Genomic DNA, 25,135 nt, shown 5'->3' with positions numbered 1-25,135 from the left:
ATCGCCACCCCGGTGGGCGACTCGCCCGGTCAGGCGGAGGGCCCGCGGGGACGGCGTGATTTCGGGATTTTCCGATAAGGTCTTCCCCCCGTTTGCCGTTTCGCGTAATCGGTCGGGCGACGGAGAGAAATACCCTTTTGGCCATTGGGTTAATCTTCCGTTCAATCCCCCTCGCTATGCTCCGATGTCACGGGTCTTCCCGGGAAGGGGGCGCCCGTGTCCAACAAGGCGAACGGATAATCATGGACAGCTTGGAGCAGGACCACGACGGGAACGCGGGGCTTGGAGGCGGGCATTCGCTGTTCCTATCGCTCTATCTTCTGCTGCTGGCTTTTTTCATCGCCCTTGTCAGCGTCTCGATCCCCGAACAACCCCGCGCCCAGGCCGTCGTCGACAGCCTGACCAAAACCTTTTCCCGATTCGCCCTCGCCCGAACCGACGGCATGATCAGCGAGCGCGATGCGCAAGCCGCCGCGGCGGGCCGGTTCGTCGCCGAGGCCGGAGCCTTGTTCCAGGCCGATCTGCCCGGGGCCCAGGCCAGCCGGCTGGCCGGCGGCGAGGTGCTGGACGTGATCTTGCGCGCCGATCTTTTTGTTCAAGCCGAACGAGGCCGCCCTGATCGCGGGGCGCTCGGCGTTTCTTGACCGCCTGGGCGCCACCTTGCTGTCGGCGCCGGCGGGAACCTATCGTCATCTTGAAATCGCGCTCAGCACCGGCGGGGCGAGCGATGCGCCATTGCCCGGGGCCGAAAGCCTGGAACAGCGGCGGGCGGCCACGCTTGCCGGCGCCCTGCGCGCCCGGGGGGTCCGGCCCACCGGCCTTGCCGTCGGGCTGGTGCCCGGACCGCTCGGCCTGGTGACCCTGACCTTCCGCCTGCTGCCGATGCCGGGCGAGGGGGAGGCCGGGCGATGAACGGACCTGATTATCGCGCCGTCGATCTGATGGCGGTCTCGGCGGGCAGTTCCCAGGGCAGCAATGCCGCCGCCAATTTGTGGTTGGTGACCTTTTCCGATCTGGTGCTGCTGTTGCTGGCCTTTTTCGTGATGCTGTTCGCCATGTCGCCGATGGGTGGCCAGGAGCGTGGCGGCGCCGTTCCGCTGCGGGCCGAGGCGCCGCTGGCGACGGAAAGCAAACCGCCCGAGGAAAGCCGTCCGGCGACCGTGCCGCCGCGCGGCGCGGCCACCGAATATCTGGCCGTGGTGTTGCGCGACGGCCTCGACCGGGTTCGCGCCTTGCGCGATACCAAGGTGGTGCTGTCGGGTGATCAGGTTCTGCTGCGGCCGCCGGTCGCGCTGTTTGGCGAAGGCGGCGACGCAAGCGCCCTGTCGGAACTGGCCGGATTTCTCGACCGTCTGGACAACCGGGTGATTCTGGTGGTCTTCCGTAAGGAACAATCCGGGGGCGATCCATGGCGTGGTGCCCTGGCCGAGGCGGTCGATGCCGCCAATCGTTTGCGCGAGGCCGGCTTCGGCCGTCAGTTGACCGCCCAGGCGCGGTTGGTGTCTTCCGCCGCCTCCGAAGGGCCGGCGCTGCTGGTATTGGGGGAGGGCGTCCGCCCATGACCAAGCGCCTATCGTTTTTCGCGTCGTTCGGCCTTGCGCTTTTCGCCCTGGCCCTTTTGGTCGCCCCGTCGCCGGCCCGCGCCGATGGCGTGCGGGCGGCGACCCACGACGATTATGGACGGATCGTTTTCGACTGGGACGTTCCGGTGGTCTATACCGCCGATATCCTGGGCGGCGCCCTGGTTGTGCAATTCGACCGTCCGGCGCCAAACGGCCTGGACAAGGTCACCCGCAGCCTTGCCGGCTATGTGTCCGAAGCCCGGGTCAGCGCCGATCGGCGGACGGTCTCGTTTCCGCTGCGCGGCGATTTCAAGCTGCGCAGGTCGAACGTCGGCGGCAATGGCGTGGTTCTCGATCTAGTGGGGCCGCCGGCCGGCAAAAGCGCGGCGGTCGCCGAAAAGCCCGCCGAGCCGGCCAAGGCGCCCTCGGCCGCCCCCGATCTGACGCCGACCATTCCGGTGCGCACGGGCATCCACGACACCTTCCACCGCGTCGTCTTCGACTGGAAGCGCGATGTCGGCTACACCGTGGACAATCAGGACGGCAAGGCGGTTATTCGCTTCGCCCGGCCCGGCCGCATCGATTTGCCCCGGCTGAACGCCGCCCTTCCCGAGGGGCTGAAGGGGGCCGTCACGGCGTCGGAGACGACCGGCCTCACCGTCACCCTGCCTTTGCCGCCCGGCGGCTCCATTCGTCATTTCCGCAGCGGCGGCAGTGTCGCCTTCGATCTGGTCAAGGCGACGCCCGGCGCCGCGACGGTCGCGGCCAAGCCCGAGGCGACCCCGGCGACTCGGCCGCCGGCGGTCCAGCCCTCGGCCCCGGCCGAAGCCAAGCCGGCGGCCAAGCCCGATCCCAACGCCCCCGTCGCCCTGCCACCGATGCCCCCGGCCAATCCGCCGGCCGCCGCCGTTCCCAGCCGCCCGGCGCCGCCGTCCTCCCTGGCGCCCTCGGCCGGCGGGATCGCCGCCGTGCCGCCGGTCGCCGGAGCGTCCAACCAGGGTCTAGCCCCCGATGAGGCGGCCCTGCCGGCCGTCGGCGGGGCGCAGGAGCTTTATACCCTGTCGTTTTCCTGGGACCGGCCGACCGCCGCCGCCGCCTTCCGTCGCGCCGGATTCCTTTGGGTGGTTTTCGATCGCCATCAGCAGGCCGATATCCGCGCCCTTCAGGTGACCGGCGGCAAGGCGGTGAGCTTCGCCGAGCAGGTCGAGGTCGGGCCGACGGCCACGGCGGTTCGCTTCGTCGTCGATCCCGCCTTCAATCCCAGTTTCCGCCGCGAAGGGCTGTTGTGGATCATGGATCTGCAGCGCCAGCCCCTGCGCCCGCGCACGCCGATCGAGGTCTCGCCCCAGCCGCGCTCGCCGGTCGGGCCGCGCCTTTATCTGCCCGTCAGCGATGGCGGTAGCGTGGTGACGGTGCAAGATCCCGAGGTCGGCGATAGCATCATCGTCGTGCCGGTTCTGCCGCTGGGCGCCGGTATCTATCCGGCCCGCGCCTATCCCGACGCGACCTTGCCGGTCACCGCCCAGGGCGTGGTGGTCGAGCCGGTCAGCCAGGGGGTGAGTGTGCGCTCCAGCCGTCAGGGCGTGGAGATCACCGCCGCCGGCGGCTTGCGGCTGTCCTCGGACGGCGAGCGCGTGGCCGCCGCCGCCCGGCTTGGCGCCAGCGGCGGCGAGGTCTCGGCGATCTTCGATATCCCGCGCTGGCGCGGCAATCAGGAAGCCCCGGTTTTCGAACGGCGCAACCAGATGCTCGAGGCGGTCGGCATGGCTCCGGCCAGTCGGCGCAACGACGCCCGCATGGAAATGGCCCGCTTCTATTTCGCCAATGGCTATGGCGCCGAGGCGCTTGGCGTGCTGCGAACCATCCTGGCCGCCGATCCCGAGTTCGAGAACCGGGCGAGTTTCCGGGCGATTCGCGGCGGCGCCGAATTTCTGATGGGCCGCTATGGCGACGCGGTGAACGATCTTGCCCATCCGAGTTTGGCCGGGGTTGACGAGGCCGCCTTCTGGCGCGCCGCCGCCCAGGCCAGCCTGGGCAATCCGGCCGCCCAAGCCGGCATCCTCGAGGCGACGAGCGGCGTGCTTGCCGATTATCCCGATGACCTGCGCGTGCCTTTGGCCCTGGTCGCCGCCGAAGCCGCCATCGCCGCGGCCAATGACCTCGCCGCCCGCACCTTCCTGGAAGCGGCCAATGTTCCCGATGTCACCCGCCATCAGAAGGCCGAACGCCTGTACTTCGAAGGCCTGATGAAGGAAACCTCGGGCGATTTCGACGGGGCGCTCCAGGCTTATCAACAAGCCGAGGATGAGGGGTCGATGAAATGGACCCCCCATGCCCGGCGCAAGCGCCTGGAGCTTGAACACCAGCTTGGCCGTTTGCCGGTGGACGATCTGATCCAGGGGCTTCAGCGCCTGCGCTACGCTTGGCGGGGCGATGATTTCGAATTCACCCTGCTGCGCCGTCTGGCCGATCTGAACCTGGAAAAGGGCGATTACGGCGAGGCGCTGCGCGGCATGAAGCTGGTCGCCACCTATTTTGACCAGCGCCCGGAGGTGGCCGAGATCACCGATCAGATGCTGCGCGTCTTCGAGGATCTTTATCTGCGCGGCGGCGCCGATGCCCTGTCGCCGATCACCGCCATCGCCCTTTACGACGAGTTCCGCGAGTTGACCCCCGCCGGCCAGAAGGGCGACGAGATGATCCGCAAGCTGGCCGATCGGCTGGTCAAGGTCGATCTGCTGGAACAGGCCGCCGGGCTGCTGGATCGCCAGATCCAGACCCGGTTGAAGACCCCGGGCGAGGAGCGGGCGCGCATCGGGGCGCGGCTTGGTCTGGTGCGGCTGCTCAACGGCCAGCCCGAAGCCGCCCTGAACGCCTTGCTCGCCACCGGCGCCGACGGGCTGTCGCCCGATCTGGCCGCCCACCGCAGCCACCTTGCCGCCCGCGCCCTGGCCGATATGGGCCGGGCCAACGAGGCGATCGCCCGGCTCGACGGCGATACCACCAAGGACGCCCGCATCCTGCGCTCGGAGATCTTCTGGAAGGCCCAGAACTGGCCCGAGGCGGCGCGGACGATCAGCGAACTGGTGCCGCCGCCCGAACGCGGCAAGACCATGGCGGCCGAAGATGCCCGCCGCGTGCTCGACTGGGCCACCGCCCTGACCCTGGCCGGCGACGACCCCCAGGCCGCCTTGCTGCGCCGGCGTTATCTGGATGCGATGAAAGACACCGACGTGTTCGAGGCTTTTGATCTGATCACCAGCCCCGGCGACCGCGGCCTGCCCGATTACCGCACGATCAACGAAAAGGTCGCCCAGGCCGATAGTTTCCGCTCGTTCCTGTCGAGCTACCGCGACCGCATGAAGACCGAGGGCCTAAGCGGGCTGAATTAAAGCCAATCGCCGGCCCTGCGGATCCCCAAAGGTATGACGACGCTTCGCCGGCCTGTCGGGATTATGGAGCGCCGCCCCGAGCGACTCGCTGGGGGCGGCCCAGGTCGGTATCGGCGATCGGAGATGGATCGTTTCCCCTAAAGCCTGTATTTGACAGCGCCGCCTGCCGCTTCCAAGATCGGACCATCCGGGTCTTGTTTTGGGAGCGAAACGATGCTGATCAGTGACAGCCGGAATGCCGGGGGGCGGCGGGGTGGCTCCGACGGTCCGGTAAAAGTCGATTATATCGACGCCGTGCGCGGATGGGCCATCCTGCTGGTCATAACCTGCCATGTGGGCGGCGCTTTTCCCGAGCTGCCAACGCCGGTCAAGCACATCACCAATTTTGGCTGGCATGGGGTTCAGATGTTCTTTCTGGCCAGCGCCGTCACCTTGATGATGTCCTGGCAAGGGCGGCACGAACGCTATGGAACGGCGTGCAAGAACTTCATGATTCGACGATTCTTAAGAATCGCTCCCATGTATTATACGGGGGCGCTTCTTTATTTTGTTTTTGATCCGCCGGCCAGCGGCTTTGATTTTTCTCAGCTTTTGATCGCCCTGTCTTTTATCAACTCCTGGCACCCAGTGTGGACGCCGACGGTGGACGATGCCTGGATGGTCGTTCCCGGGGGATGGAGCATCGGAGTCGAATTCACCTTCTATATGCTGTTTCCCCTTGTCGTCCTGGTCATCACCTCGGCGCGGCGCGCGCTGGGGGCGCTGGTGGTTCTTATCGTTTTGGCGATCCTCGCCAATGTCTATGGAAAGATCGCTTTCGCCGATTATCCGCCGCGCGCCGTCAGCAATTTCCTCTATTTCTGGTTTCCCAATCAGGCGCCGATTTTCTGCTGCGGGATCTTGTTGTTTTTTCTGATCAAGCGGGGGAGCGGCCAAGCCCCCCTGTCACCGGCGCTGACCTATGGCCTGATCGCCCTGAGCGGGCTTATCTATGTCGTCGTCGCCGAAGTCGTCCGGGGAACGCATTATTTCAACCCCTTTGGCGTTCCGCCGCTGGCCCTGGCGACGCTGGCCTTCATGATCTTCATCCTGGCCCTGGCCAAGGGATCGCCGACGCTGTTCTCCCACGGCGCGCTGCGCCAGCTCGGCACGCTCAGCTTCAGCTGCTATGTGCTGCATTTTCTTGTTCTGGAGACACTTCCCGGCCTCACCGCCGGGCTGATCGATACCCAGGCGACGGGCTTCGCCGCCATCGGCATGTTCGCGCTGCTGTGGGCGGCGACCCTTGGCGCCACGGTCGGCGCGGCCTTTCTCGCCCATCGCCTGATCGAACAACCGGGCATCGCCCTGGCCCGCCGCCTGACGGCGCGAGGGCGGCGGGCAAAGCCGGTCAAGGCCCTTCCCGAAGGCGTGGTTTAGCGGGCTGCGGGGGGCTCAGCTTGTGCCGTAGCTTGAGAGCAAGGAGCCGATCACCAGATACCAGCCATCGACCAGCACGAAGAAGATCAGCTTGAAGGGCATGGCCAGCATCATCGGCGGCAGCATCATCATGCCCATCGACATCAGGACCGAGGCGATCACCATGTCGATCACCACGAAGGGCAGGAAGATCAGGAAGCCGATTTCGAAGGCGCGGCGCAGTTCGCTGATCATGAAGGCCGGGATCAGGGCCTGGGTCGAGACATCGGAGGGCTGCGCGGCGGTTTCCTTGTTGAAGGACATGAACAGCTCCAGGTCCTTGTCGCGGACATGGGCGAGCATGAAGGTGCGGAAGGGGGCGACCGTGCGGGTGAAGGCCTCTTCTTCGCTGATCTGTTCCTGGATCAACGGCGACAGCCCCTGATCCCAGGCCTGTTGGAAGGTCGGGGCCATGATGAAGAAGGTCATGAACAGGGCGAGGCTGACCATCACCATGTTGGGCGGCGTCGATTGGGTGGCCAGGGCCTGACGCAGGATCGACAGCACGACGACGATCCGGGTGAAGCTTGTGACCATGATCAGCAGCCCGGGGGCGACGCTGAGCACGGTGAGCAGGCCGACCAACTGGATGATCCGCGCCGTGGTCGAGCCGCCGCCCGTGCCGAGATCGACATTGACCGATTGGGCCATCGCCTCGCCGGCCAAACTCGACAGCAGGCAAAGACCAAGGCCAAGGCCAAGCGCGAGCGCGCCCCGGCGCATCCACGCCCATCGGTTCGGCGGCGTGCCCGGCTGGGAAAGGGCGGTCATGACGGGCTCCGCCCCGGGGGAAGATCGGGGGTGTCGGCGGCGCCGCGCTCGCCAAGCAGGCGGGCGAAGGCCGAAGGGCCCGATGGCGCCGGGGCCTTGGTCAGGCCCGATCCGACGGCATCGCCGGGGCCGGCGTCACTCTCAAACGATGATCCGGGAAACGATGATCCGGCGGTGATGGTTTCAATGACCACGTCGGTGGCCCCTCCAACAAGCAACAGGTGTTCCACGCCGTCGCGGCGCACGAGAACAAGCCGGCGTTTGGGATCAAGCGCCGTGGCTTCGACCACGCTGAGCCGGCGACCGCCGCGACGGCTGCGCCCCATCATCCCGCCACCGGCGCGGCGCAGCAGATAGGCGAGGGCGAAGATCAGGCCAAGGACGAAAACCAGGGCCAGGACGAAGCGAAGGTAACTGTCCATATCCATGGGGTCAGCGATCCTCGGCCGTCGTCGGGTCCGCGGCGGGTGGATCTTCGGACGACTCCTCCGCCGGTTCCTCGAACGGGGCCGGTTCCGCCGTCATCGGTGGCAGGGAAGGAATGCGGTCATAGGCGCGCACGGCCTTGCGCGGCACCGCCTGATGGGGGTCGACCAGAACCGGCGCGGCGCCGCCGGGCGGGGGGGCGATGGGGGCGAGGACGGTCGCCCTGTCGGGTGCGCCTTCGCCCATGGCGTCGAGCAGGCGGTCAAAGCGCAGGCGCAGGGCCTCTTCAAGCAGATCGAGGCCGCGGATCAGCGAGTCCAGAGGATCGAGAAACCGCCGTCCCTGATCGCGGGGCAGGGCGGCGATCGCCTTGCACAGCACGGCGACCTTGCCTTCCAGCGCCGCCAGATCGACGGCACGGCCATCGTTCACAAGGCGCAGCGCCGTCGCCACGACCGAAGCGGTCTTTTCCAGGTCGCTGGCGAGATCGTCCGGACCCCGGAGGTCGGTGGTCATCAAGGCTGCTCCGCTGCGGTTATCAAGGCTGCTCCGCCGCCAGGGGCGCCTCGGGCTGGCTTTCGGCGGCCTGTCGGTTGGCGCGATAGACATAGGCGAGGATTTCGGCGACGGCGACGAAGGCCTCGACGGGAATTTCCGAGTCCAGATCGACGGCGGACAGAACACGGGCGAGATCGGCGTCCTGGCGGACCTTGACCCCATGGGCGAAGGCCAGGGCGATGATCTGGTCGGCCACCGCTCCCCGTCCCGTCGCGATCACCCGGGGGGGAGGCGCGCCATCAACGGGCTCATAGGCCAGGGCGATGGCCAGCGATTCGTCGGGTTTGCCCCTCTCGCGGTCGCTTCCGCCCGCGGGCCGGCCGCCCCCTTTTGTCTGATCGCTGGTCGCCAACGGACTCTCCCGCCGTCCGGTGCCTTCGCCTCTACTATGATCTCCGGCCATTAACAAGGCATTAAGAGGGGCCGCGGGAGAGGCGTCCTGCCGGAGGTCGCGGGGCGGACTTTACGCTTTGTTAAGTGCATATGGCAGATAGTCTTGGTCACTTGGCTGGGCTTGATGGCAAGGCTTGGCCCGGGTGGATGGAACCCGCGGAGCGGACGGATCGCAATGGACATCAGCAAGCTCGCGATATTCAAGATGGCGAAGATGCGCCTGGACTGGTCCGCCCAGCGCCAGAAGGTGCTGTCGGAGAATATCGCCAATGCCGACACGCCTAATTACCGCTCCCATGACCTCAAAAGCCTGAACTTCAAGAATCTGGCGATGAGCGAGGCGTCGAAGGTGGCGATGGTGCGCACCGACGCCGGTCACCTAGCCCCCGGCATTCCCGAACCCGGCCCCTACCGCGAGGTCACCGAGCGCTTCCCCTATGAAAGCGCCGCCGATGGCAACGAGGTGGTGCTGGAGGAGCAGATGAGCGCGCTCAGCGACACCAAGAACCAGTACAACCTGTCGATCGAGCTGGTTAAAAAGCACCTCAACATGATCAAGATCGCCACCCGCGCCGGCCGTTAAGCCCGAGAGCGAGGCGCCTGAGGAGGCATGTCCATGGACGAGTTGAAACAAACAGCCGCGATCGCCACCTCGGGTCTCAAGGCCCAGACCGAACGCTTGCGCACCATTGCCCAGAACATGGCCAACGCCGATTCCATGGCCGAACGCCAGGGCGAGGATCCCTATCGTCGCCGCGTCGTCACCTTCAAATCGGTGATGGACCGCGAAGTCGGGGCCGAAATGGTCCGCACCGGCCGGGTCCGCGAAGATATGAGCGCCTTCACGCGCAAATACGATCCAAGCCATCCCGGCGCCGACGCCGAGGGCTATGTGCTGGCCCCCAACGTCAACCCGATGGTCGAGATGATGGATATGCGCGAGGCCCAGCGGTCTTACGAAGCCAATCTCAACGTCATTACCGCCACCCGCGAGATGACCCGCAACACCCTTGAATTGCTGCGCTCGTAATTAGGGGCGGTTTCGTCCGTCCTCCCCCGTACCCCTCGGAGAGTCCCATGGCCGTCGATTTCGCCAGTGCCGTTTCCGCCTATAAGTCCGCGTCGCGCATCGGCGGCGCGGAGATGACCGGGGGGCTTCTTCCGTCCGGCCAGCCCGAGGGCCCGAGCTTCGCCAGCATGGTCAAGGGCGCGATCGATGACACCATCACCGCCGGCCGCCAGGGCGAGGCGCAAAGCCGCTTGGCCATCGAGGGCAAGGCCGATCTGCGCGATGTGGTGATGGCGGTCAATAACGCCGAAAGCACCTTGCAGACCGTGGTCGCCGTGCGCGACAAAGTGGTCAACGCCTATGAGACCATTCTGCGCATGCCGATCTGAGGCGCGGCGGCCGGGGCTTTTCCCGGGCGGGTCCGGGCCGGGGAAGGCGGGCATGGCAAAGCGGGGAGACGGCCGGTGAACGAAGGCATGATCATGGATGTGGCGCGCGACGCCATCTTGACCATGCTCATCATCTCGGCGCCGCCCTTGCTTGCCGGGATGGTCATCGGCCTGATCATCGCGCTGTTTCAGACGCTGACGCAGATCCAGGAAATGACCCTGGTCTTCGTTCCCAAGATCGTCGTCGTCTTCGCCTCGTTGCTGCTGACCCTGCCATGGATGGTGCGTCAGGCCTCGGAGTTCATGGAGCGGCTGATGGATATCGTCACCACCCTTGATTAGGGGGCGGGGCGCGGCCGGGGCCGACCACAGAGCGGCAATCATGCGGAAAAAGAATGGGAATTTTCCGCATGATTGCCGCTCTAATCTATTGAATCTAGATCAAAGAGTCTGGGTTAAACGATTCCCCCTTTAAGAGGATCTCGGTTAACGCAGTGTGATCTAGTCGCGGGGACGCCGTGCTCGACGCTTTTTTAAACCAGAACCTTTTTCATTTTCTGCTGGTCTTCGTGCGGCTGGGCACGGCCATGCTGGTTCTGCCCGGGCTGTCGTCCACCTATGTTTCGGTCAATATCCGCATCCTGCTGGCCGTGACCATTACCCTGGTCGCCCTGCCAACGGTGGGAGCGGCCCTGCCGCCCGCTCCCGATAACACGGCTTTCCTGGTGCTGCTGATCGCCGTCGAGGCGACGATCGGGGTGTTTTTGGGCATGATGGCGCAGTTCCTGCTGGTGCCGGTCAGTTTCGCCGGCAATATCATGGGCTTTTCCACCGGCCTGATGATGGCCCAGGCCTTCGATCCGACCACCGCCCAGCAAAGCGCCCTGATCGCCGGCTTTCTGGGCGAGGTGGCGATGGTGATGGTCTTCGTCACCGGCATGCACCATTTGATGATCGAGGCGGTGGTCAACAGCTACGACGCCTTTCCCCCGGGCCAGATGCCCGATACTGGGGATATGGTGCAGCTGCTGGTCACCATCTTGTCCTCGGGCTTTCGCCTGGGGCTGCAGCTGGCCGCCCCCTTCATCATCTATGCCATCATCTTCAATGCCACGCTGGGGGTGATCGCCCGGCTGATGCCCCAGCTCAATGTGCTGTTCGTGGCCATGCCCGCCCAGATCCTGTTCGGTTTGGCCCTGTTGATGACCACCGTGCCCTTCCTGATCTATTCTTTCCTGGGGCATTTCGAGCGCGGGCTGATCAATCTGGCGATGCCTTGAGACGCCTTAAGGCGTCTTGAAGGGGAGCCGCGTTTCCTGAGACCAGCCACGAAAGGGCGTCATGGCCGACGACGACAAGGACTCCAAGACCGAGGACCCCAGTTCGCGCAAGCTTGGCAAAGCTCGCGAAGACGGTCAGGTCGCGCAGTCCCAGGAGGTCAAAAGCTTTCTGATGCTGGGCGGCGCCTTGTTCATGGTCGCCGTGATGGGCGGCTGGATCGCCGACAAGGTGGCGCTGCGGGTCCGCGTTTTTCTTGAGCAACCCGACACCTTCCATCTGGATGCCGTGGGCCTGCGCGATCTGCTGGCCCGGCTGCTGCTTGATATCGGGCTGGTGCTGGCGATGCCGATCGCCATGTTCATCGTGCTGGCGATTTTGGGGGGCGTTGGGCAGTTCGGCCTGATCTTTTCGGCCAAGAAGATAACCCCGGAATTGCAGAAGATCAGCCCGCTCGCCGGCTTCAAGCGGCTGTTTTCGGTGCGCGCCCTGGTCGAAGGCGTCAAGGGCATCGTCAAGGTGGTGGTGGTCAGCGCCATCGTCGCCGCCTTGATGCTGCCCCGGCTGCGCACGCCCGAGCTGTTCATGGACCAGGATATCCTGGTCACCCTGGGGCAAATCCACCGGCTTCTGGTGGTTTTGCTGATCTCGGTGGTCACCATCGTCGGCGCCATCGCCGCCGCCGATTTCGCCTTTCAGAAGTACAAGCACATCGAAGAACTGAAGATGACCAAGCAGGAGGTCAAGGACGAGCATAAGAACGCCGAAGGCGATCCGCAGATCAAAAGCAAGATCCGCCAGCTGCGCATGCGCCGCGCCCGCGAAAGGATGATGGCCCGCGTGCCCGAGGCCAGCGTTGTCATCACCAACCCGACCCACTTCGCCGTGGCCTTGAAATACGATATGGACATGATGTCGGCGCCGGTGCTGGTCGCCAAAGGCCAGGACTTCATCGCGCTCAAGATCCGCGAAGTCGCCGAGGAGAACGAGGTGCCCATCGTTGAAAACCCGCCGCTTGCCCGGGCCTTGTTCGCCGCCGTCGAGATCGATCATGAAATTCCCCCCGACCACTACAAGGCGGTGGCCGAGGTGATCGGCTATGTCATGCGCCTGAAGAAGGCGACGAAGAGATAGCATGAGTGACGCGGTGCTGATTCGCGAGCCGGCCCTGTGGGGGCTGGGGGCGGGCCTGGGCGGGGCGCTGGCGGGCGGCTTGTGGTCGGCCCTGGGCGAATTGCCGGTGGCCGGCTGGGTGGCGGCGATCGGTGCCACCATCGCCCTGGGATCGCTGGCCGCCCTGCTGCGCCGCTTCGCCCAATGGGGCGAGGCCGCCGCCCGCGGCGGGGCCGCCGCCGCCTTGCTTGATATCGAAGACGGCCCGCGCCTGCTGATCGGCGCCGATGGCGGGGCGCGCTACGCCAATTCCCAGGCCAGAACCCTGTGGGGCGGCCACCCGCCGCTGGCCCATCTGCGCCAGCGTCTGCATGGCGACATGATGGCCGCCGATGCCCTGGGGCGCTTGGAGGAGGCGGCGCGCATCGGTCTGCGCGAGGAGGTCGACCTGCCGTTGCGCGATCCCGAAGGCTATAGCGGCGAGCCCGAATGGGTGCGGGTGATGGTGGCGCCCGGCCGCGAACCGGGCAGTCGCTTGTGGTCGTGCCGCGATGTCACGGCGCGCCGCGCCATCGACGAGGTTTTGCTGCGTGAGCGCGAGGAACTGGCCGATTTCCTTTATTTCCTGCCCGTTGGCCTTTATTCGGCCGATACGGATGGCCGGTTGCGCTACGCCAATCAGGTTTTCGCCCAATGGCTGGGCCGCGATACCGACGCCATGGTCGGCCTGGATATCGACGCGGTGATGGAAGGCCCGGCCCCCGAACCCGATGGGGCCTGGGAGGGCCGCCTGCGCTTTCTTCCCGTCGACGAGCCGGCTTTTGACGCCGAGGTGCGCCAATCGACCTTTGATGACGCCGGCCAGCTACGCACCCGATCGGTGGTGGTGCGTCTGCCCGCCGGCGAGGCCGCGCCGACGGCGGGCGAGGGCGGCTGGCTGCGTCGGCGGCCCTGGCTGTTCGACGGCGCCCCGGTGGGGATCGTGCTGACCGACCCGGAAGGGGCGATCACCGATTGCAACGCCTCGTTCCTGGCGATGGTCGGGCTGGAGGCGGCCGATGTCTTTGACCGGCCGCTGGCCGATCTGGCGGCGCGCAACGACCGCGAGGACCTGCGGGCGCTGGTCGACAAGGTGGTGGGCGGCGGCACCGCCCAGGCCGATATCCGCCTGGTGCGCGGCGAACGCGAGGTGGCCGTCGGCGTGTTCTTGTCGCCGATGACCAGCCTGAGCGGCCGCCCCGGCGATCCGCCCGATGGCGCGGTCGCCCATCTGATCGACACCACCGAGCAAAAGAACCTGGAGCAGCAGTTCGCCCAGGCCCAGAAGATGCAGGCGATGGGCCAGCTCGCCGGGGGCGTCGCCCATGATTTCAACAATCTGCTGACGGCGATGATCGGCTTTTCCGATTTGCTGTTGCAACGCCACGGCATCGGCGATCCCAGTTTCGCCGATATCATGCAGATCAAGCAAAACGCCAATCGCGCCGCCAATCTGGTGCGCCAGCTTCTCGCCTTCTCGCGCCGCCAGCCCTTGCGGCCGCGCTTGCTCAATGTGACCGACGCGCTGTCGGAGCTGTCGCATCTGCTGCGCCGCCTGCTTGGCGAGAGGGTGGTCCTGAAGCTCGCCCACGGCCGCGAACCCGTCCATATCCGCGTCGATCCCGGCCAGTTCGATCAGGTCATCATCAATCTGGCGGTCAATGCCCGCGACGCCATGCCCGGCGGCGGGCAACTGACCATCTCGACCCGGCGCGAGGCGGTCGAGACCGAGATGAACCAGGGGACCGAGGCGGTGCCGCCCGGGGATTACGTGGTCATTGATGTCGTCGATACCGGCACCGGCATCACCCGCGAGAACCTTGGTCGGCTGTTCGAGCCGTTCTTCACCACCAAATCGGAAGGAACGGCGGGAGCGGGGACCGGGCTTGGGCTGTCAACCGTTTACGGCATCGTCCGCCAGACCGAGGGCTTCATCTTCGTCGAATCGACCCTGGGCGAGGGGGCGACCTTCACCATCTATCTGCCGCGCCACGAGCCGCCCGTCGAGGTCGCCGGAGCGGGCGCCGGCGGGGCCGAGGGCGGAGTGGGGCCGGGCGACGGCGCGCCGGGCGGGGGCGGCGAGGAAGGGGGCGAGGCCCGCGACCTGACGGGCAAGGAGACCATCTTGCTGGTCGAGGACGAGGACGCCGTGCGGGTGTTCGGATCGCGGGCCCTGCGCAACAAGGGCTATACGGTGCTCGAAGCCCGCTCGGGCGAAGGCGCGCTGGATGTGCTCGAGGACGGTGCCGAGATCGACCTGCTGATCACCGATATGGTGATGCCGGGCATGGATGGGGCCACCCTGGCCGGCCGGGTGCGCGAGGCGCGGCCCGATCTGAAGATCATCCTGATTTCGGGCTATTCCGAGGATGTCATTCGCGGCGATATCGTCAACCAGCCCGATACCCACTTCCTGCCCAAGCCGTTCAGCCTGAAAGCCCTGGCCGAAAAGGTCCGCGAGGTTCTGGCGTGAACGGTGATCTTGTTCTGTTCTATTTTGCCCCTTGAATGCGAGAACAAAAAGAGTACGTTTGAGCATGGTTGCGCGTGCGGGCGCGGCCATGGGATAACGGAGGCCCGAAATGTCGCAGAGCGTCTTGCGTCTGGTGGATAAGGATACGATGGACAAGCAAAAGGCTTTGGAAGCGGCTGTGGGCCAGATCGAGCGCGCCTTTGGCAAGGGCTCGATCATGAAACTCGGCCAGCGCGGCAGTGTCGTCGACATCGAGTCGATCAGCACCGGATCCCTGGGCCTGGATATCGCCCTGGGCATCGGCGGTCTGCCGCGCGGGCGCATCGTCGAGATCTACGGGCCCGAAAGCTCGGGCAAGACCACGCTCGCCCTGCATGTGGTGGCCGAGGCGCAGAAGAAGGGCGGTCAATGCGCCTTCGTCGACGCCGAGCACGCCTTCGATCCGCTCTATGCCCGCAAGCTTGGCGTCAGCCTTGATGACCTGCTGGTGTCCCAGCCCGACACCGGCGAACAGGCCCTGGAAATCGCCGATACCCTGGTGCGGTCGGGCGCCATCGATGTGCTGGTGATTGACTCGGTGGCGGCGCTGGTGCCCAAGGCCGAACTGGAAGGCGATATGGGCGATTCCCATGTCGGCCTGCAGGCGCGGTTGATGAGCCAAGCCCTGCGCAAGCTGACCGGCACGGTCTCGCGCTCCAACACCTTGATTATCTTCATCAACCAGATCCGCATGAAGATCGGCGTGATGTTCGGCAACCCCGAAACCACCACCGGCGGCAATGCGCTGAAGTTCTACGCCTCGGTCCGTCTCGACATCCGCCGCATCGGCGCGGTGAAGGACAAGGAGGAGGTCGTCGGCAACCAGACGCGGGTCAAGGTGGTCAAGAACAAGGTCGCCCCGCCGTTCAAGGTGGTCGAATTCGACATCATGTATGGCGAGGGCATCTCCAAGCTAGGCGAGATGCTCGACCTGGGGGTGAAGGCCAATATCATCGAGAAGTCGGGGGCGTGGTTCTCGTATAATTCCACCCGCATCGGCCAGGGCCGCGAGAACGCCAAGCAGTTCCTGCGCGACAATCCGGCGATGGCCGAGGAAATCGAAAACGCCGTGCGCGCCAATGCCGGGCTGATCGCCGAGGAGATGATCGGCGGTCCGGGCGGCGAGGATGACGACGCCGGTGGCGCCGCCGGAGTCGGCGACGAAGCCTGACGCCCGCTTTTCGTGTTCTTCCCCCCGGTGGTGAACCGGGGGGAGGCGAAACGTCCCCCATCCAGGCCTTTCTTTCGCCTTTTCCCCTTGTCGGAGGGGGCTTTGCGCCGTTACATCATCGCCCTGGAGGGGGCGGTGCGCCCGGCGCGGTTGGCGCGGTCAACGGCCTTCCCCCGATTCGGGCCCTGATTTCGGCCCCGATTTTGACCCGGTCCACGATGGGACCCGGGACTTAAACTTTGGCTTGGATGGATCGCCCATGAGCACCACGTCGGAAATCCGCAGGACGTTCCTCGATTTCTTCGTCAAGAACGGACATCAAGAGGTGGCCTCAAGCCCGCTGGTGCCGCTCAACGACCCGACATTGATGTTCACCAACGCCGGCATGGTCCAGTTCAAGAACGTCTTCACCGGCGCCGAAACCCGGCCCTATCACCGGGCGACGACCTCGCAGAAATGCGTGCGCGCCGGCGGCAAGCACAATGACCTCGATAACGTCGGCTATACGGCGCGCCACCATACCTTCTTTGAAATGCTGGGCAATTTCTCGTTCGGCGATTATTTCAAGGAACAGGCGATCGATTTCGCTTGGCGGCTGATCACCGAGGAATACGCCCTGCCCAAGGACCGCTTGCTGGTCACCGTCCATACCTCCGACGAGGACGCCGCCGGGCTGTGGCGCAAGGTCGCCGGTCTGCCCGACGAGCGCATCATCCGCATTCCGACCAATGATAACTTCTGGGCGATGGGCGATACCGGCCCCTGCGGCCCCTGTTCGGAGATCTTCTTCGACCATGGCCCCAAGGTCGCCGGCGGCCCGCCGGGCAGCGCCGATGAGAACGGCGACCGCTTCATCGAGATCTGGAATCTGGTGTTCATGCAGTTCGAGCAGCTGACGGTGGATCAGCGGGTCGCGCTGCCCCGGCCGTCGATCGATACGGGCATGGGGTTGGAACGGGTGGCCGCCGTTCTGCAAGGCAAGCACGACAACTACGACATCGACCTGATGCGCGCCCTGATCGAGGCGATCGCCAGCGCGGCGGGCACCGATCCCGATGGTCCGCACAAGGTTTCCCACCGGGTGATCGCCGATCACCTGCGCTCGGCTTGCTTCCTGATCGCCGATGGCGTGCTGCCCAGCAACGAGGGTCGCGGCTATGTGCTGCGCCGGATCATGCGCCGGGCGATGCGTCACGCCCATATGATGGGCTGCGTCGATCCGTTGATGTTCAAGCTGGTGCCGGCGCTCAACCGCGAGATGGCCGACCAGTTCCCCGAGCTCAATCGGGCCAACGCCCTGATCACCGAAACCCTGAAGCTCGAGGAAACCCGCTTCAAGCAGATGCTCGATCGCGGGCTGAAGCTGCTGGCCGAGGAAACCGGCGATCTGGCGAGCGGCGACAGCCTGCCCGGCCCGGTCGCCTTCAAGTTGTATGACACCTATGGCTTCCCGCTCGATCTGACCCAGGACGCCCTGCGGCCGCGCGGCATCGGCGTTGATACCGCCGGCTTCGACGCGGCGATGGCCCGCCAGCGCGAGGATGCGCGCAAAAGCTGGACCGGCTCGGGCGACCATGCGACCGAGGCGGTGTGGTTCGATATCCGCGACCGGGTCGGCGCCAGCGAATTCCTCGGCTATACCAGCACCGACGCCGAAGGCGCGATCGTCGCCCTGGTCGTTGACGGCAAGGTGGTGGAAAGCGCGCCCGCCGATACCGAGGTGGCGGTGATCGCCAATCAGACGCCGTTCTATGGCGAATCCGGCGGCCAGATGGGCGATGCCGGCGAGATCCGTCTGGCCGAGGGCGGCAAGGTCGTTGTCCGCGACACCGCTAAGAAGCTGGGCGCGCTGCATGTCCATATCGGCCGCGTCGAGGGGGCGACGATCCGCGTCGGTCAGGCCGCCCGCTTCGTTGTCGATACCGAGCGCCGCGACGCCCTGCGCAGCCACCATTCGGCCACCCATCTGCTGCACGAGGCCCTGCGCCGGCGTTTGGGCGAGCATGTGACCCAGAAGGGCTCGCTGGTCGCCCCCGATCGCCTGCGCTTTGATATCAGCCATCCCAAGCCGCTGTCGGCGGCCGAGATCCGCGTGGTCGAGGACGACGTCAACCGCGAGATCCGCGCCAACGCCGAAATCACCACCCAGATCATGGACCCCGATTCGGCGATCGAAGCCGGGGCGATGGCGCTGTTTGGCGAGAAATACGGCGAGGAGGTGCGCGTGGTGTCGATGGGCCGGCGCGAGCCCGGCGCCAACCGGCCGTTCTCGGTCGAGCTGTGCGGCGGCACCCATGCCCGGCGCACCGGCGACATCGGCTTTTTCAAGATCATCGGCGAGGGCGCCGTGGCTTCGGGCGTGCGCCGGATCGAGGCGGTCACCGGTCAGGCGGCTTTCGAGCATATCGAGGCCCAGGATGATCTGGTCAGTGGCGCGGCGCAGCTTTTGAAGGTGACTCCCGCCGATCTGCCGGGCCGCATCCAGGCCCTGCTCGATGACCGGCGCAGGCTGGAGCGCGACTTGGCCGACGCCCGGCGCAAGCTGGCCACCGGCGGCGGTGGCGCCGCCGCCCCGGCCGTGGTCGAGATCAACGGCGTCAAATGGGTCGGCCGCCTGCTGGAAGACGTTCCGGCCAAGGACCTGAAGGGCATGGTCGACGAGGTGAAGAAGCAACTTGGCTCGGGCGTCGTCGCCCTGATCGCCGTGGCCGACGGCAAGGCCTCGCTGGTGGTCGGCGTCACCGAGGATCTGGTCGGGCGCTTCGATGCCGTCGCCCTGGTGCGCGCCGGGGCCGGGGCGATCGGCGGCAAGGGCGGCGGCGGCCGCCCCGACATGGCCCAGGCCGGGGGCCCCGATGGCGCCCAGGCCGGCGCGGCCCTGGCGGCGATCGAGGCGGCTTTGGCCGGCTGATCGCGCCGCCTTAGCGGTCGAAAAGAAAGCTTGAAAACGGGCGGGGAGGGTCGCGGGACCTTCCCCGCCCGGACTTTTTGCGCCCCCCTTTGGACTTTTTGTGCACTGCACAAAAGTGGCTTGACAGGGCGCTGGGACGCGCTACATTAGTCTCATGTTGCGGCGCACAATAAACCGAGACGCGCCGCTCTGGAAGCCCCGGCTTCGCCGGGATAAGGCGCGTTCCAAGAAACGGAGGATCCTGTGATGGTCAATGGCTACGAAGACATCGTGAAGTTCAATAAGGATAATCTTGACGCCGCGGTCACCGCCGGCTCCACCTTCGCCAAGGGTGTGGAAGAACTGTCCCGTGAGTATTTCGGCTTCGCCGCCAAGTCGTTCGACAGCGTGCTGGAAGCCGGCAAGGCCCTGGCCAGCGTCAAGTCGCCGGCCGAAGCCGCCGCTTTGCAGACCAAGCTGATCCGCGACAACTGGGAAGCCGCCTTGGTCCAGTCGCGCAAGGTTTCCGAGATGTCGACCGTGCTGCTCAAGGGCGCCTTCGAGCCCGTCACCACCCGGGCCAAGGCCGCACTCAATACGGTCGCCAAGGCCGCCTGATTTTTTCTTCTCATCGAACCGTCCGCTTCGGGCCGCCTTTCGCAAGAAGGGCGGCCCGATCGCTTTTGGCGGCATGGAGGGGGGAGGCGCTGCCGGCGATAAAGCCAAGGCCGCTCTGTGCCAAGGATAAGCGGGCGATCGCGGGTACGCTTTAAGCGGGCAGGGGCGCGGGGTGGCTTTGGGCGAGCGTCAGGGCGCTGTGGCGGGCGATCTCGAAGGCCCGGCCGTCGCTTTGAATATGGGCGATGGTCAGGGCGCCAACCACCAGCAGGCCCATCTGCGCCGCGGCGACCGCGTCGATGCCGACGCGTTGGCTGGCGGCATCAAGCAAGGTGGTCAGCGATTGGATCTGGGCGGCGGCGGCGCGGTGGATCGGATGATCGCTCGCGCCGAATTCGCCCGCCGCATGAATGGGCAAGAACCCCTGGAAGCGGATTTCCTGAAGGGTTTGGCCCCTTTGCCAAGCGGCCAGACCGTCGAAGAGGGTTTCGATGGTCGGCCCGGGGGTGGCGGGGCAGGCGGCCAGACGCTCTTCCAGCCAGTGGCGGAACACCAGCCAATGACGGTCGAGCGCGGCGAGGATCAGGTCGTCCTTGGAGCGGAAGTGGCGGTAGAGGGTCATCTTGGCCACCCCGGCCTCGGCTAGGATCCGATCGATACCAGTCGCATGAAACCCTTCGGAGGCGAAGAGGGTGATGGCGGTCTCGATCAGACGCTCGCGCGGTTTCACCTGCAATGCCGCCTCCGTCTGAAAAGGATGCCCGCCCGTACCTTGGGCGGTCTACAGTCTTAAAGCTAATACATCCCTTCCGCTATGACTAGAGCCTTTTGCATCTGTCTTGTTTCGTCGGCAAAATGGTCGCGGCTTAGTCGGGGTTGCGCGGCGCGCTTGCCTCGTTCCAGGCCGCGGCGCGGGCGTCGTCTTCGGCCTTGGCGTCGACCCACCGCGGTCCCTCGGCGGTTTCCTCTTTTTTCCAGAAGGGCGCCTTGGTCTTGAGCCAGTCCATCAGAAAGGCGCAGGCGGCGAAGGCGGCTTCGCGGTGCGAGGACGCGGTGCAGACCAGCACGATGCGCGCGCCCGGCTCCAGCCGGCCGAAGCGGTGGATGATCAGGCTATCGGTCAGCGGCCAGCGGGCCAGCGCCTCGGCCTCGATGGCGGCCAGGGCGCGCTCGGTCATGCCGGGGTAGTGTTCCAGGGTCATCGCCCCGATCAGCGGACCATCCTCCCCCTCGCGGCCGCGCACCAGCCCGCAGAAGCTGGCCACCGCCCCGGCGCCCTTGAGGGCGGCTTGGCGCTCGAAGCGGGCGATCTCGGCGGCGCTGTCGAAATCGGCGCTTTGGACGTGAACGGCCATCGCCTCAGCCCCCGGTCAGCGGCGGGAAGAACGCCACTTCATCGCTGGCGGTCAAAGGCGTCTCGGGGGTGGCGAGGTCTTGATTGACCGCGGCGCGCAGGCGGCGGGGGTCGGAAAACGCTTCCGCATAGCCGGCGCCGCGCCCGGCCTGCCACAGGGCGAGGTCGCCCAAGGTGGTGACGCCGGGCGGCAGGGATAGGGTTTCCTCGTCCAGGCCGACGGTCTCGCGCACCCAGGCGAAATAGAGCAGTTTCATGGGAGGTGTGTCCTTTGGTCATGGGGCCCGCCCCGGCGAGCGCGAAGCCCAGAGAAAATCCCCTGGAGCGGCGAGCGCGAGATCTGGTCCCCGCTCACCGCGTCACGATTAGGAGGCGGTCCAGGTCCCCGACTTGCCGCCGGTTTTGGACAGCAGCCGGATATCGGTCAGGCGCATGCCCTTATCGACGGCCTTGCACATGTCATAAACCGTGAGTCCGGCGACGGCGACGGCGGTCAGCGCCTCCATCTCGACGCCGGTCCGCCCGCGCAGGGCGCAGGTGGCGGTGATCACCACCCGGTCATGGTCGGGGTCGGGGGTCAGCTCGACGGCGACCTTGGTCAGGGCCAAAGGATGGCACAGCGGGATCAGATCGGGGGTGCGCTTGGCGCCCATGATGCCGGCCAACTGGGCCACGCTCAGCACGTCGCCCTTTTTCAGGCCGCGCTCGATGATGGCGCGCAGGGTGGCCGGCGCCATTTCCACGCAGCCGCCGGCCACGGCCACCCGTTCGGTCTCATCCTTGGCCGAGACATCGACCATCACGGCGTTGCCCGCCGTATCGAAATGGGTCAGCCCGTCGGCAGTGGCGGGGGCGGGGTCCGTCATCGGGGAAACTCCTGTGGTCGAAACTCCAGCACCGGCGGGGCGGCTCAGGGATGTGTCCGCGCCATCCGGCGGGCGAGGCGGGTGGTGGCAAGGCCGCGGATCTGGGCCAGATCCTCGGGCGTATTGACGTTGAGGAAGGGATCCTCGGGCCCCAGGTCGTCGAAGGCGACGGCGATCGAGCCGGCTTCTTCGAGCAGGGCGCGCAAGGCGCCGCCGCCGTCGCGGCACAGCCGGGCGGCGATCGCCGCCACCCGTCCGCCCACCGGCCACAGCGCCACGGCGTTGTGGCGGCGGCCGGCGAAGCTGGCGACGGCGACGGGCGGGTCCCGGGGATCGGCGGTGGCGGCGGCCTGATCAAGGGCCCGGGTCAGGCGTTCGGCCAAATCGGCGGGGGGGAAGGGGGTATCGACGGGCAGGGTCAGCAGGCGCTTGGCCCCCCGAGTCTCGGCCCAGTCGAGCAGGGCGGCGACGGCGGCCAGCGGGCCCAGGCGCGGGCCCGGCCCGTCGCCGACCTGGGGCAGGCCGAGCACGGCGAGCGCCGGATCGGGGGCGTGAACCGACAGCGCCACCACGTCCACGCTCCGCCGCACCGAATCAAGGGCCCAGGCGGCCATCGGCTGACCGGCGATCGGCACCAGGGCCTTGCTGACGCCGCCCAGGCGTTTGCCCTCGCCCCCGGCCAGCAGGCCGCAGGCGATGTCAGTCCTTGCCGGCAAGGGAGCCCCACAGGTCGTATTCATCGGCATGCTCGATGAGCACGGGCACGATATCGCCCGGGGCGAGGCTGGTTTCGCCGTTGAGGAACAGGCTGCCGTCGATCTCGGGGGCGTCGCCCTTGGTCCGGCCGATGGCGCCTTCCTCGTCGACTTCGTCGATGATCGCCTCGATCACCGTTCCGACCTTTTGGGCCAGACGGCGCTCGCTGATCTCCTGCTGGGCGGCCATGAAGCGGTGCCAGCGCTCCTCCTTGACCTCTTCGGGAACGGCATCGGCCAGGGCATTGGCCTTGGCCCCGGCCACCGCCTCGTATTTGAAGCAGCCGACGCGGTCGAGTTCGGCTTCGCCCATCCAGTCGAGCAACTGCTGGAAATCGTCCTCGGTTTCGCCGGGGAAGCCGACGATGAAGGTCGAGCGCAGCGCGATATCGGGGCAGATCGTCCGCCAGCGGCGGATGCGCTCGAGCGTGCGGTCCTGGGCGGCCGGGCGCTTCATCGCCTCAAGGATCTTCGGGCTGGCGTGCTGGAAGGGGATATCCAGATAGGGCAGGATCTTGCCCTCGGCCATCAGCGGGATGATCTCGTCGACGAAGGGATAGGGATAGACATAGTGCAGACGCACCCAGATCCCCAGTTCGCCCAGGGCGCTACACAGCTCGGTCATGCGGGCCTTGACCGGCGCGCCGTGCCAGGGGCTTTCGCCGTGGCGCAGATCGACGCCATAGGCGCTGGTGTCCTGGCTGATCACCAGCAACTCGCGCACCCCGGCCTCGGCCAGCTTCTCGGCCTCCATCAGCACCTTGGAGGCTGGGCGGCTGACCAGTTTGCCGCGCAGATCGGGGATGATGCAGAAGGTGCAGCCGTGATTGCAGCCTTCCGAGATCTTCAGATAGGCGTAATGGCGGGGCGTCAAGCGGATGCCCTCGGCCGGCACCAGATCAAGATAGGGGTCATGGGCCGGCGGCGCCGCCTCGTGGACGGCGGCGACCACGCGCTCGTATTGCTGGGGTCCGGTGACCGCCAGAACGCCGGGATGGGCGCTGCGGATGGCGGCCTCGTCGCCGCCCATGCAGCCGGTCACGATCACCCGGCCGTTCTGGGCCATGGCCTCGCCAATCGCCTCCAGGCTTTCGGCCTTGGCCGAATCGAGGAAGCCGCAGGTATTGACGATCACCACATTGGCGTCGTCATAGGTGGGCGACACCTCATAGCCTTCCGCCCGCAGGCGGGTGAGGATGCGTTCGGAATCGACCAGGGCTTTGGGGCAGCCCAGGCTGACGATGCCCACCTTCTGAAGGTCTTTGTTCATGCTCTCTCGCGCGCGGGGGAAAGTTTTAAGCCCCCATATAGGCCAGACTCCTTCCAAAAAGCCAGACCGCTCGCCGCCCCGACGCGGTTAAAGACGATCAGGCGGGACAGAGGTCGGGGCTGGGGCGCGCCGGCGCCTGCGCGCCTTGGGCCGCCTCGGCCTCGTCGGGCCAATAATTGCGGCCGAAGCGGTTGGCGCGAAACAGCGGCAAGGGGATGTCTTCTTGGCGGATCAGGCCGCGATCGGGCAGGGCGCCTTCGACCAGCAGGTCGAGAACGGCGGTGATGCCCGAGGCGGTGGTGAGGCCGATGGCGCTCAGTTGGCGCCCGGCCACCGGCTTGCCGAAAATGCGGCTGATCAGGCTTTCCTCGATGAAGCGCCCCTGGCGCTGGCCGCGCGCCGTGACCAGCACCAGCACCATGTCCTGGGCGGTGATCGGCAGGCCGGCGTCGAGCAGCTCGCACAGCAGCTCCGGGCGGCGCGACAGCCCCAGATCATCAAGCAGCACCTTCATCAGCGCGCAATGGCCGGGATAGCGCACCGAGCGGTAATCAAGGGCGCGCAGCCGCCCGGCATAGGTCTCGCACAGGCTGCCCAGACCGCCCGAGGTATTGAAGGCCTCATAGGCCACGCCATCAAGCGAGAAGCTCTCCAGGCCGTCCATCGGCTGCACCGTCGTCAGCCGGCCATCGACGATGGCCTCGCAGGGGCGGAGATATTCATTGACCAGCCCCTGGGTGCTCCAGGAAAGGTTGTACTTGAGCCCGTTGGTGGGAAAACGCGGCAGGGCGCCGACGCGCAGACGCAAGGAGTCGAGGCTATCGAAACTCTGCGCCAGATCGTTGGCGGCGATCGAAATGAAGCCGGGCGCCAGACCGCATTGGGGAATGAAGGCGCTGGTCGCCCCCTCGGCCAGGGCCCTGACCTCGGCGGTCGAGGCCACGTCCTCGGTCAGATCGAGATAATGGGCGCCGGCGCGGCGCGCCGCCCGGGCGATGCCGACGGTTAAAAAAAACGGACAGGCGCTGAGGATAGCGAAGGCGCCGCCGGCCGCCGCCGCCACCGCGTCCTCGTCGCTGGCGTCGATCACCAGGGGGGTGACCCCGGGCAAGGCCGCGACCCCGGCCAAAGCCTGCGCGCTGCGATCGCCGACGACGATTTGATAATCGCCGCTTTCGCCCAAAAGGGTGGCGATGGCCTCGCCGATCTTACCGCCGCCGAGAAGAAGGATGCGCGTCATGGTCAAGACCCTCCGTGGTGATCGACTATTTCTTTAGGGAAGCACCCCTTCGTGTCGGACGGAACGCCATG

General features: G+C 66.4%; 26 protein-coding genes. 15 read left to right on the top strand and 11 right to left on the bottom strand.

Annotation, left to right across the window (positions count from 1 at the left end):
• Positions 1-242 precede the first annotated feature (242 nt).
• The 5 genes from RRU_RS14630 to RRU_RS14610 all read left to right on the top strand — a co-directional run bounded on the left by RRU_RS14630 (position 243) and on the right by RRU_RS14610 (position 6,373).
• Positions 243-644, top strand: a complete 402-nt coding sequence (locus RRU_RS14630) for a hypothetical protein (RefSeq protein ID WP_014626460.1) — start codon at positions 243-245, stop codon at positions 642-644.
• Complete coding sequence (locus tag RRU_RS14625) at positions 592-912, top strand: hypothetical protein (RefSeq protein WP_014626459.1); 321 nt, start codon at positions 592-594, stop codon at positions 910-912. Before RRU_RS14630 ends, RRU_RS14625 begins: the two co-directional genes overlap by 53 nt.
• Positions 909-1,562: a flagellar motor protein MotB gene (locus tag RRU_RS14620; RefSeq protein ID WP_011390460.1), complete on the top strand. Its 654-nt coding sequence runs from the start codon at positions 909-911 to the stop codon at positions 1,560-1,562. Before RRU_RS14625 ends, RRU_RS14620 begins: the two co-directional genes overlap by 4 nt.
• Positions 1,559-4,954, top strand: coding sequence for a tetratricopeptide repeat protein (locus tag RRU_RS14615; protein WP_011390459.1), 3,396 nt, complete (start codon positions 1,559-1,561; stop codon positions 4,952-4,954). The genes RRU_RS14620 and RRU_RS14615 overlap by 4 nt, the downstream gene beginning before the upstream one ends.
• 213 nt (positions 4,955-5,167) lie before the next feature.
• A complete protein-coding gene (locus tag RRU_RS14610) occupies positions 5,168-6,373 on the top strand; it encodes an acyltransferase family protein (RefSeq protein ID WP_011390458.1) in 1,206 nt (401 codons plus the stop codon).
• Positions 6,374-6,388: 15 nt separating this feature from the next.
• Here RRU_RS14610 and fliP read toward each other — a convergent pair whose 3' ends face one another.
• Genes fliP through RRU_RS14590 form a run of 4 tightly spaced genes read right to left on the bottom strand, consistent with a single transcriptional unit; the run spans position 6,389 to position 8,519 of the window.
• Positions 6,389-7,183, bottom strand: coding sequence for a flagellar type III secretion system pore protein FliP (gene fliP, locus RRU_RS14605; protein ID WP_011390457.1), 795 nt, complete (start codon positions 7,181-7,183; stop codon positions 6,389-6,391).
• Entirely contained in the window at positions 7,180-7,611 is a 432-nt protein-coding gene (gene fliO / locus RRU_RS14600) for a flagellar biosynthetic protein FliO (protein ID WP_011390456.1), read from the bottom strand. Before fliO ends, fliP begins: the two co-directional genes overlap by 4 nt.
• A gap of 4 nt (positions 7,612-7,615) precedes the next feature.
• On the bottom strand, positions 7,616-8,125 hold the full coding sequence (locus RRU_RS14595) for a hypothetical protein (protein ID WP_011390455.1): 510 nt from the start codon (positions 8,123-8,125) through the stop codon (positions 7,616-7,618).
• A gap of 22 nt (positions 8,126-8,147) precedes the next feature.
• On the bottom strand, positions 8,148-8,519 hold the full coding sequence (locus RRU_RS14590) for an EscU/YscU/HrcU family type III secretion system export apparatus switch protein (RefSeq protein WP_011390454.1): 372 nt from the start codon (positions 8,517-8,519) through the stop codon (positions 8,148-8,150).
• A gap of 246 nt (positions 8,520-8,765) precedes the next feature.
• Between RRU_RS14590 and flgB the strand changes: the two genes are divergently transcribed.
• The 10 genes from flgB (at position 8,766) to RRU_RS14540 (ending at position 19,579) form a co-directional block, all read left to right on the top strand.
• Entirely contained in the window at positions 8,766-9,143 is a 378-nt protein-coding gene (flgB, locus tag RRU_RS14585; RefSeq protein WP_237703774.1) for a flagellar basal body rod protein FlgB, read from the top strand.
• Positions 9,144-9,176: 33 nt separating this feature from the next.
• The gene (flgC, locus tag RRU_RS14580) at positions 9,177-9,590 is read left to right on the top strand and encodes a flagellar basal body rod protein FlgC (RefSeq protein ID WP_011390452.1); all 414 of its coding nucleotides are present in this window, start codon (positions 9,177-9,179) and stop codon (positions 9,588-9,590) included.
• Positions 9,591-9,637: 47 nt separating this feature from the next.
• Positions 9,638-9,958, top strand: a complete 321-nt coding sequence (locus RRU_RS14575) for a flagellar hook-basal body complex protein FliE (protein WP_011390451.1) — start codon at positions 9,638-9,640, stop codon at positions 9,956-9,958.
• A gap of 75 nt (positions 9,959-10,033) precedes the next feature.
• Positions 10,034-10,300: a flagellar biosynthesis protein FliQ gene (gene fliQ / locus RRU_RS14570; RefSeq protein ID WP_014626457.1), complete on the top strand. Its 267-nt coding sequence runs from the start codon at positions 10,034-10,036 to the stop codon at positions 10,298-10,300.
• A gap of 176 nt (positions 10,301-10,476) precedes the next feature.
• Entirely contained in the window at positions 10,477-11,238 is a 762-nt protein-coding gene (gene fliR, locus RRU_RS14565) for a flagellar biosynthetic protein FliR (RefSeq protein ID WP_011390449.1), read from the top strand.
• A gap of 61 nt (positions 11,239-11,299) precedes the next feature.
• Positions 11,300-12,370 carry a flagellar biosynthesis protein FlhB gene (flhB, locus tag RRU_RS14560; RefSeq protein ID WP_011390448.1) on the top strand — a complete coding sequence of 357 codons (1,071 nt, stop codon included), beginning with the start codon at positions 11,300-11,302 and terminating at the stop codon, positions 12,368-12,370.
• A gap of 1 nt (position 12,371) precedes the next feature.
• Positions 12,372-14,861 carry a hybrid sensor histidine kinase/response regulator gene (locus RRU_RS14555; RefSeq protein ID WP_011390447.1) on the top strand — a complete coding sequence of 830 codons (2,490 nt, stop codon included), beginning with the start codon at positions 12,372-12,374 and terminating at the stop codon, positions 14,859-14,861.
• A 109-nt stretch (positions 14,862-14,970) separates the two neighbouring features.
• A complete protein-coding gene (gene recA / locus RRU_RS14550) occupies positions 14,971-16,071 on the top strand; it encodes a recombinase RecA (RefSeq protein WP_011390446.1) in 1,101 nt (366 codons plus the stop codon).
• A gap of 259 nt (positions 16,072-16,330) precedes the next feature.
• Positions 16,331-18,982: an alanine--tRNA ligase gene (gene alaS, locus RRU_RS14545; RefSeq protein WP_011390445.1), complete on the top strand. Its 2,652-nt coding sequence runs from the start codon at positions 16,331-16,333 to the stop codon at positions 18,980-18,982.
• A gap of 246 nt (positions 18,983-19,228) precedes the next feature.
• Positions 19,229-19,579 (top strand): phasin family protein, encoded by a 351-nt coding sequence (locus tag RRU_RS14540; RefSeq protein WP_011390444.1) that lies wholly within the window; start codon positions 19,229-19,231, stop codon positions 19,577-19,579.
• A 151-nt stretch (positions 19,580-19,730) separates the two neighbouring features.
• Here the strand turns inward: RRU_RS14540 and RRU_RS14535 are convergent, their stop codons facing one another.
• The 7 genes from RRU_RS14535 to RRU_RS14505 all read right to left on the bottom strand — a co-directional run bounded on the left by RRU_RS14535 (position 19,731) and on the right by RRU_RS14505 (position 25,064).
• Entirely contained in the window at positions 19,731-20,309 is a 579-nt protein-coding gene (locus RRU_RS14535; protein WP_011390443.1) for a TetR/AcrR family transcriptional regulator, read from the bottom strand.
• A 136-nt stretch (positions 20,310-20,445) separates the two neighbouring features.
• Positions 20,446-20,934: a molybdenum cofactor biosynthesis protein MoaE gene (locus RRU_RS14530; protein ID WP_011390442.1), complete on the bottom strand. Its 489-nt coding sequence runs from the start codon at positions 20,932-20,934 to the stop codon at positions 20,446-20,448.
• A gap of 4 nt (positions 20,935-20,938) precedes the next feature.
• Positions 20,939-21,190, bottom strand: a complete 252-nt coding sequence (moaD, locus tag RRU_RS14525; protein WP_011390441.1) for a molybdopterin converting factor subunit 1 — start codon at positions 21,188-21,190, stop codon at positions 20,939-20,941.
• 108 nt (positions 21,191-21,298) lie between these two features.
• Positions 21,299-21,799 carry a cyclic pyranopterin monophosphate synthase MoaC gene (gene moaC, locus RRU_RS14520; RefSeq protein ID WP_011390440.1) on the bottom strand — a complete coding sequence of 167 codons (501 nt, stop codon included), beginning with the start codon at positions 21,797-21,799 and terminating at the stop codon, positions 21,299-21,301.
• 44 nt (positions 21,800-21,843) lie between these two features.
• Positions 21,844-22,539 (bottom strand): molybdenum cofactor guanylyltransferase, encoded by a 696-nt coding sequence (gene mobA / locus RRU_RS14515; protein ID WP_237703773.1) that lies wholly within the window; start codon positions 22,537-22,539, stop codon positions 21,844-21,846.
• Complete coding sequence (gene rimO, locus RRU_RS14510) at positions 22,499-23,824, bottom strand: 30S ribosomal protein S12 methylthiotransferase RimO (RefSeq protein WP_011390438.1); 1,326 nt, start codon at positions 23,822-23,824, stop codon at positions 22,499-22,501. The genes mobA and rimO overlap by 41 nt, the downstream gene beginning before the upstream one ends.
• Positions 23,825-23,921: 97 nt before the next feature.
• On the bottom strand, positions 23,922-25,064 hold the full coding sequence (locus RRU_RS14505) for a saccharopine dehydrogenase family protein (RefSeq protein WP_011390620.1): 1,143 nt from the start codon (positions 25,062-25,064) through the stop codon (positions 23,922-23,924).
• Positions 25,065-25,135 lie beyond the last annotated feature (71 nt).

This window comes from Rhodospirillum rubrum ATCC 11170 (assembly GCF_000013085.1).
GTDB classification, from domain to species: Bacteria; Pseudomonadota; Alphaproteobacteria; order Rhodospirillales; family Rhodospirillaceae; genus Rhodospirillum; species Rhodospirillum rubrum.
Note: the sequence above shows the minus strand (reverse complement) of the source record. Positions and strands in the feature narration are given on the sequence as shown.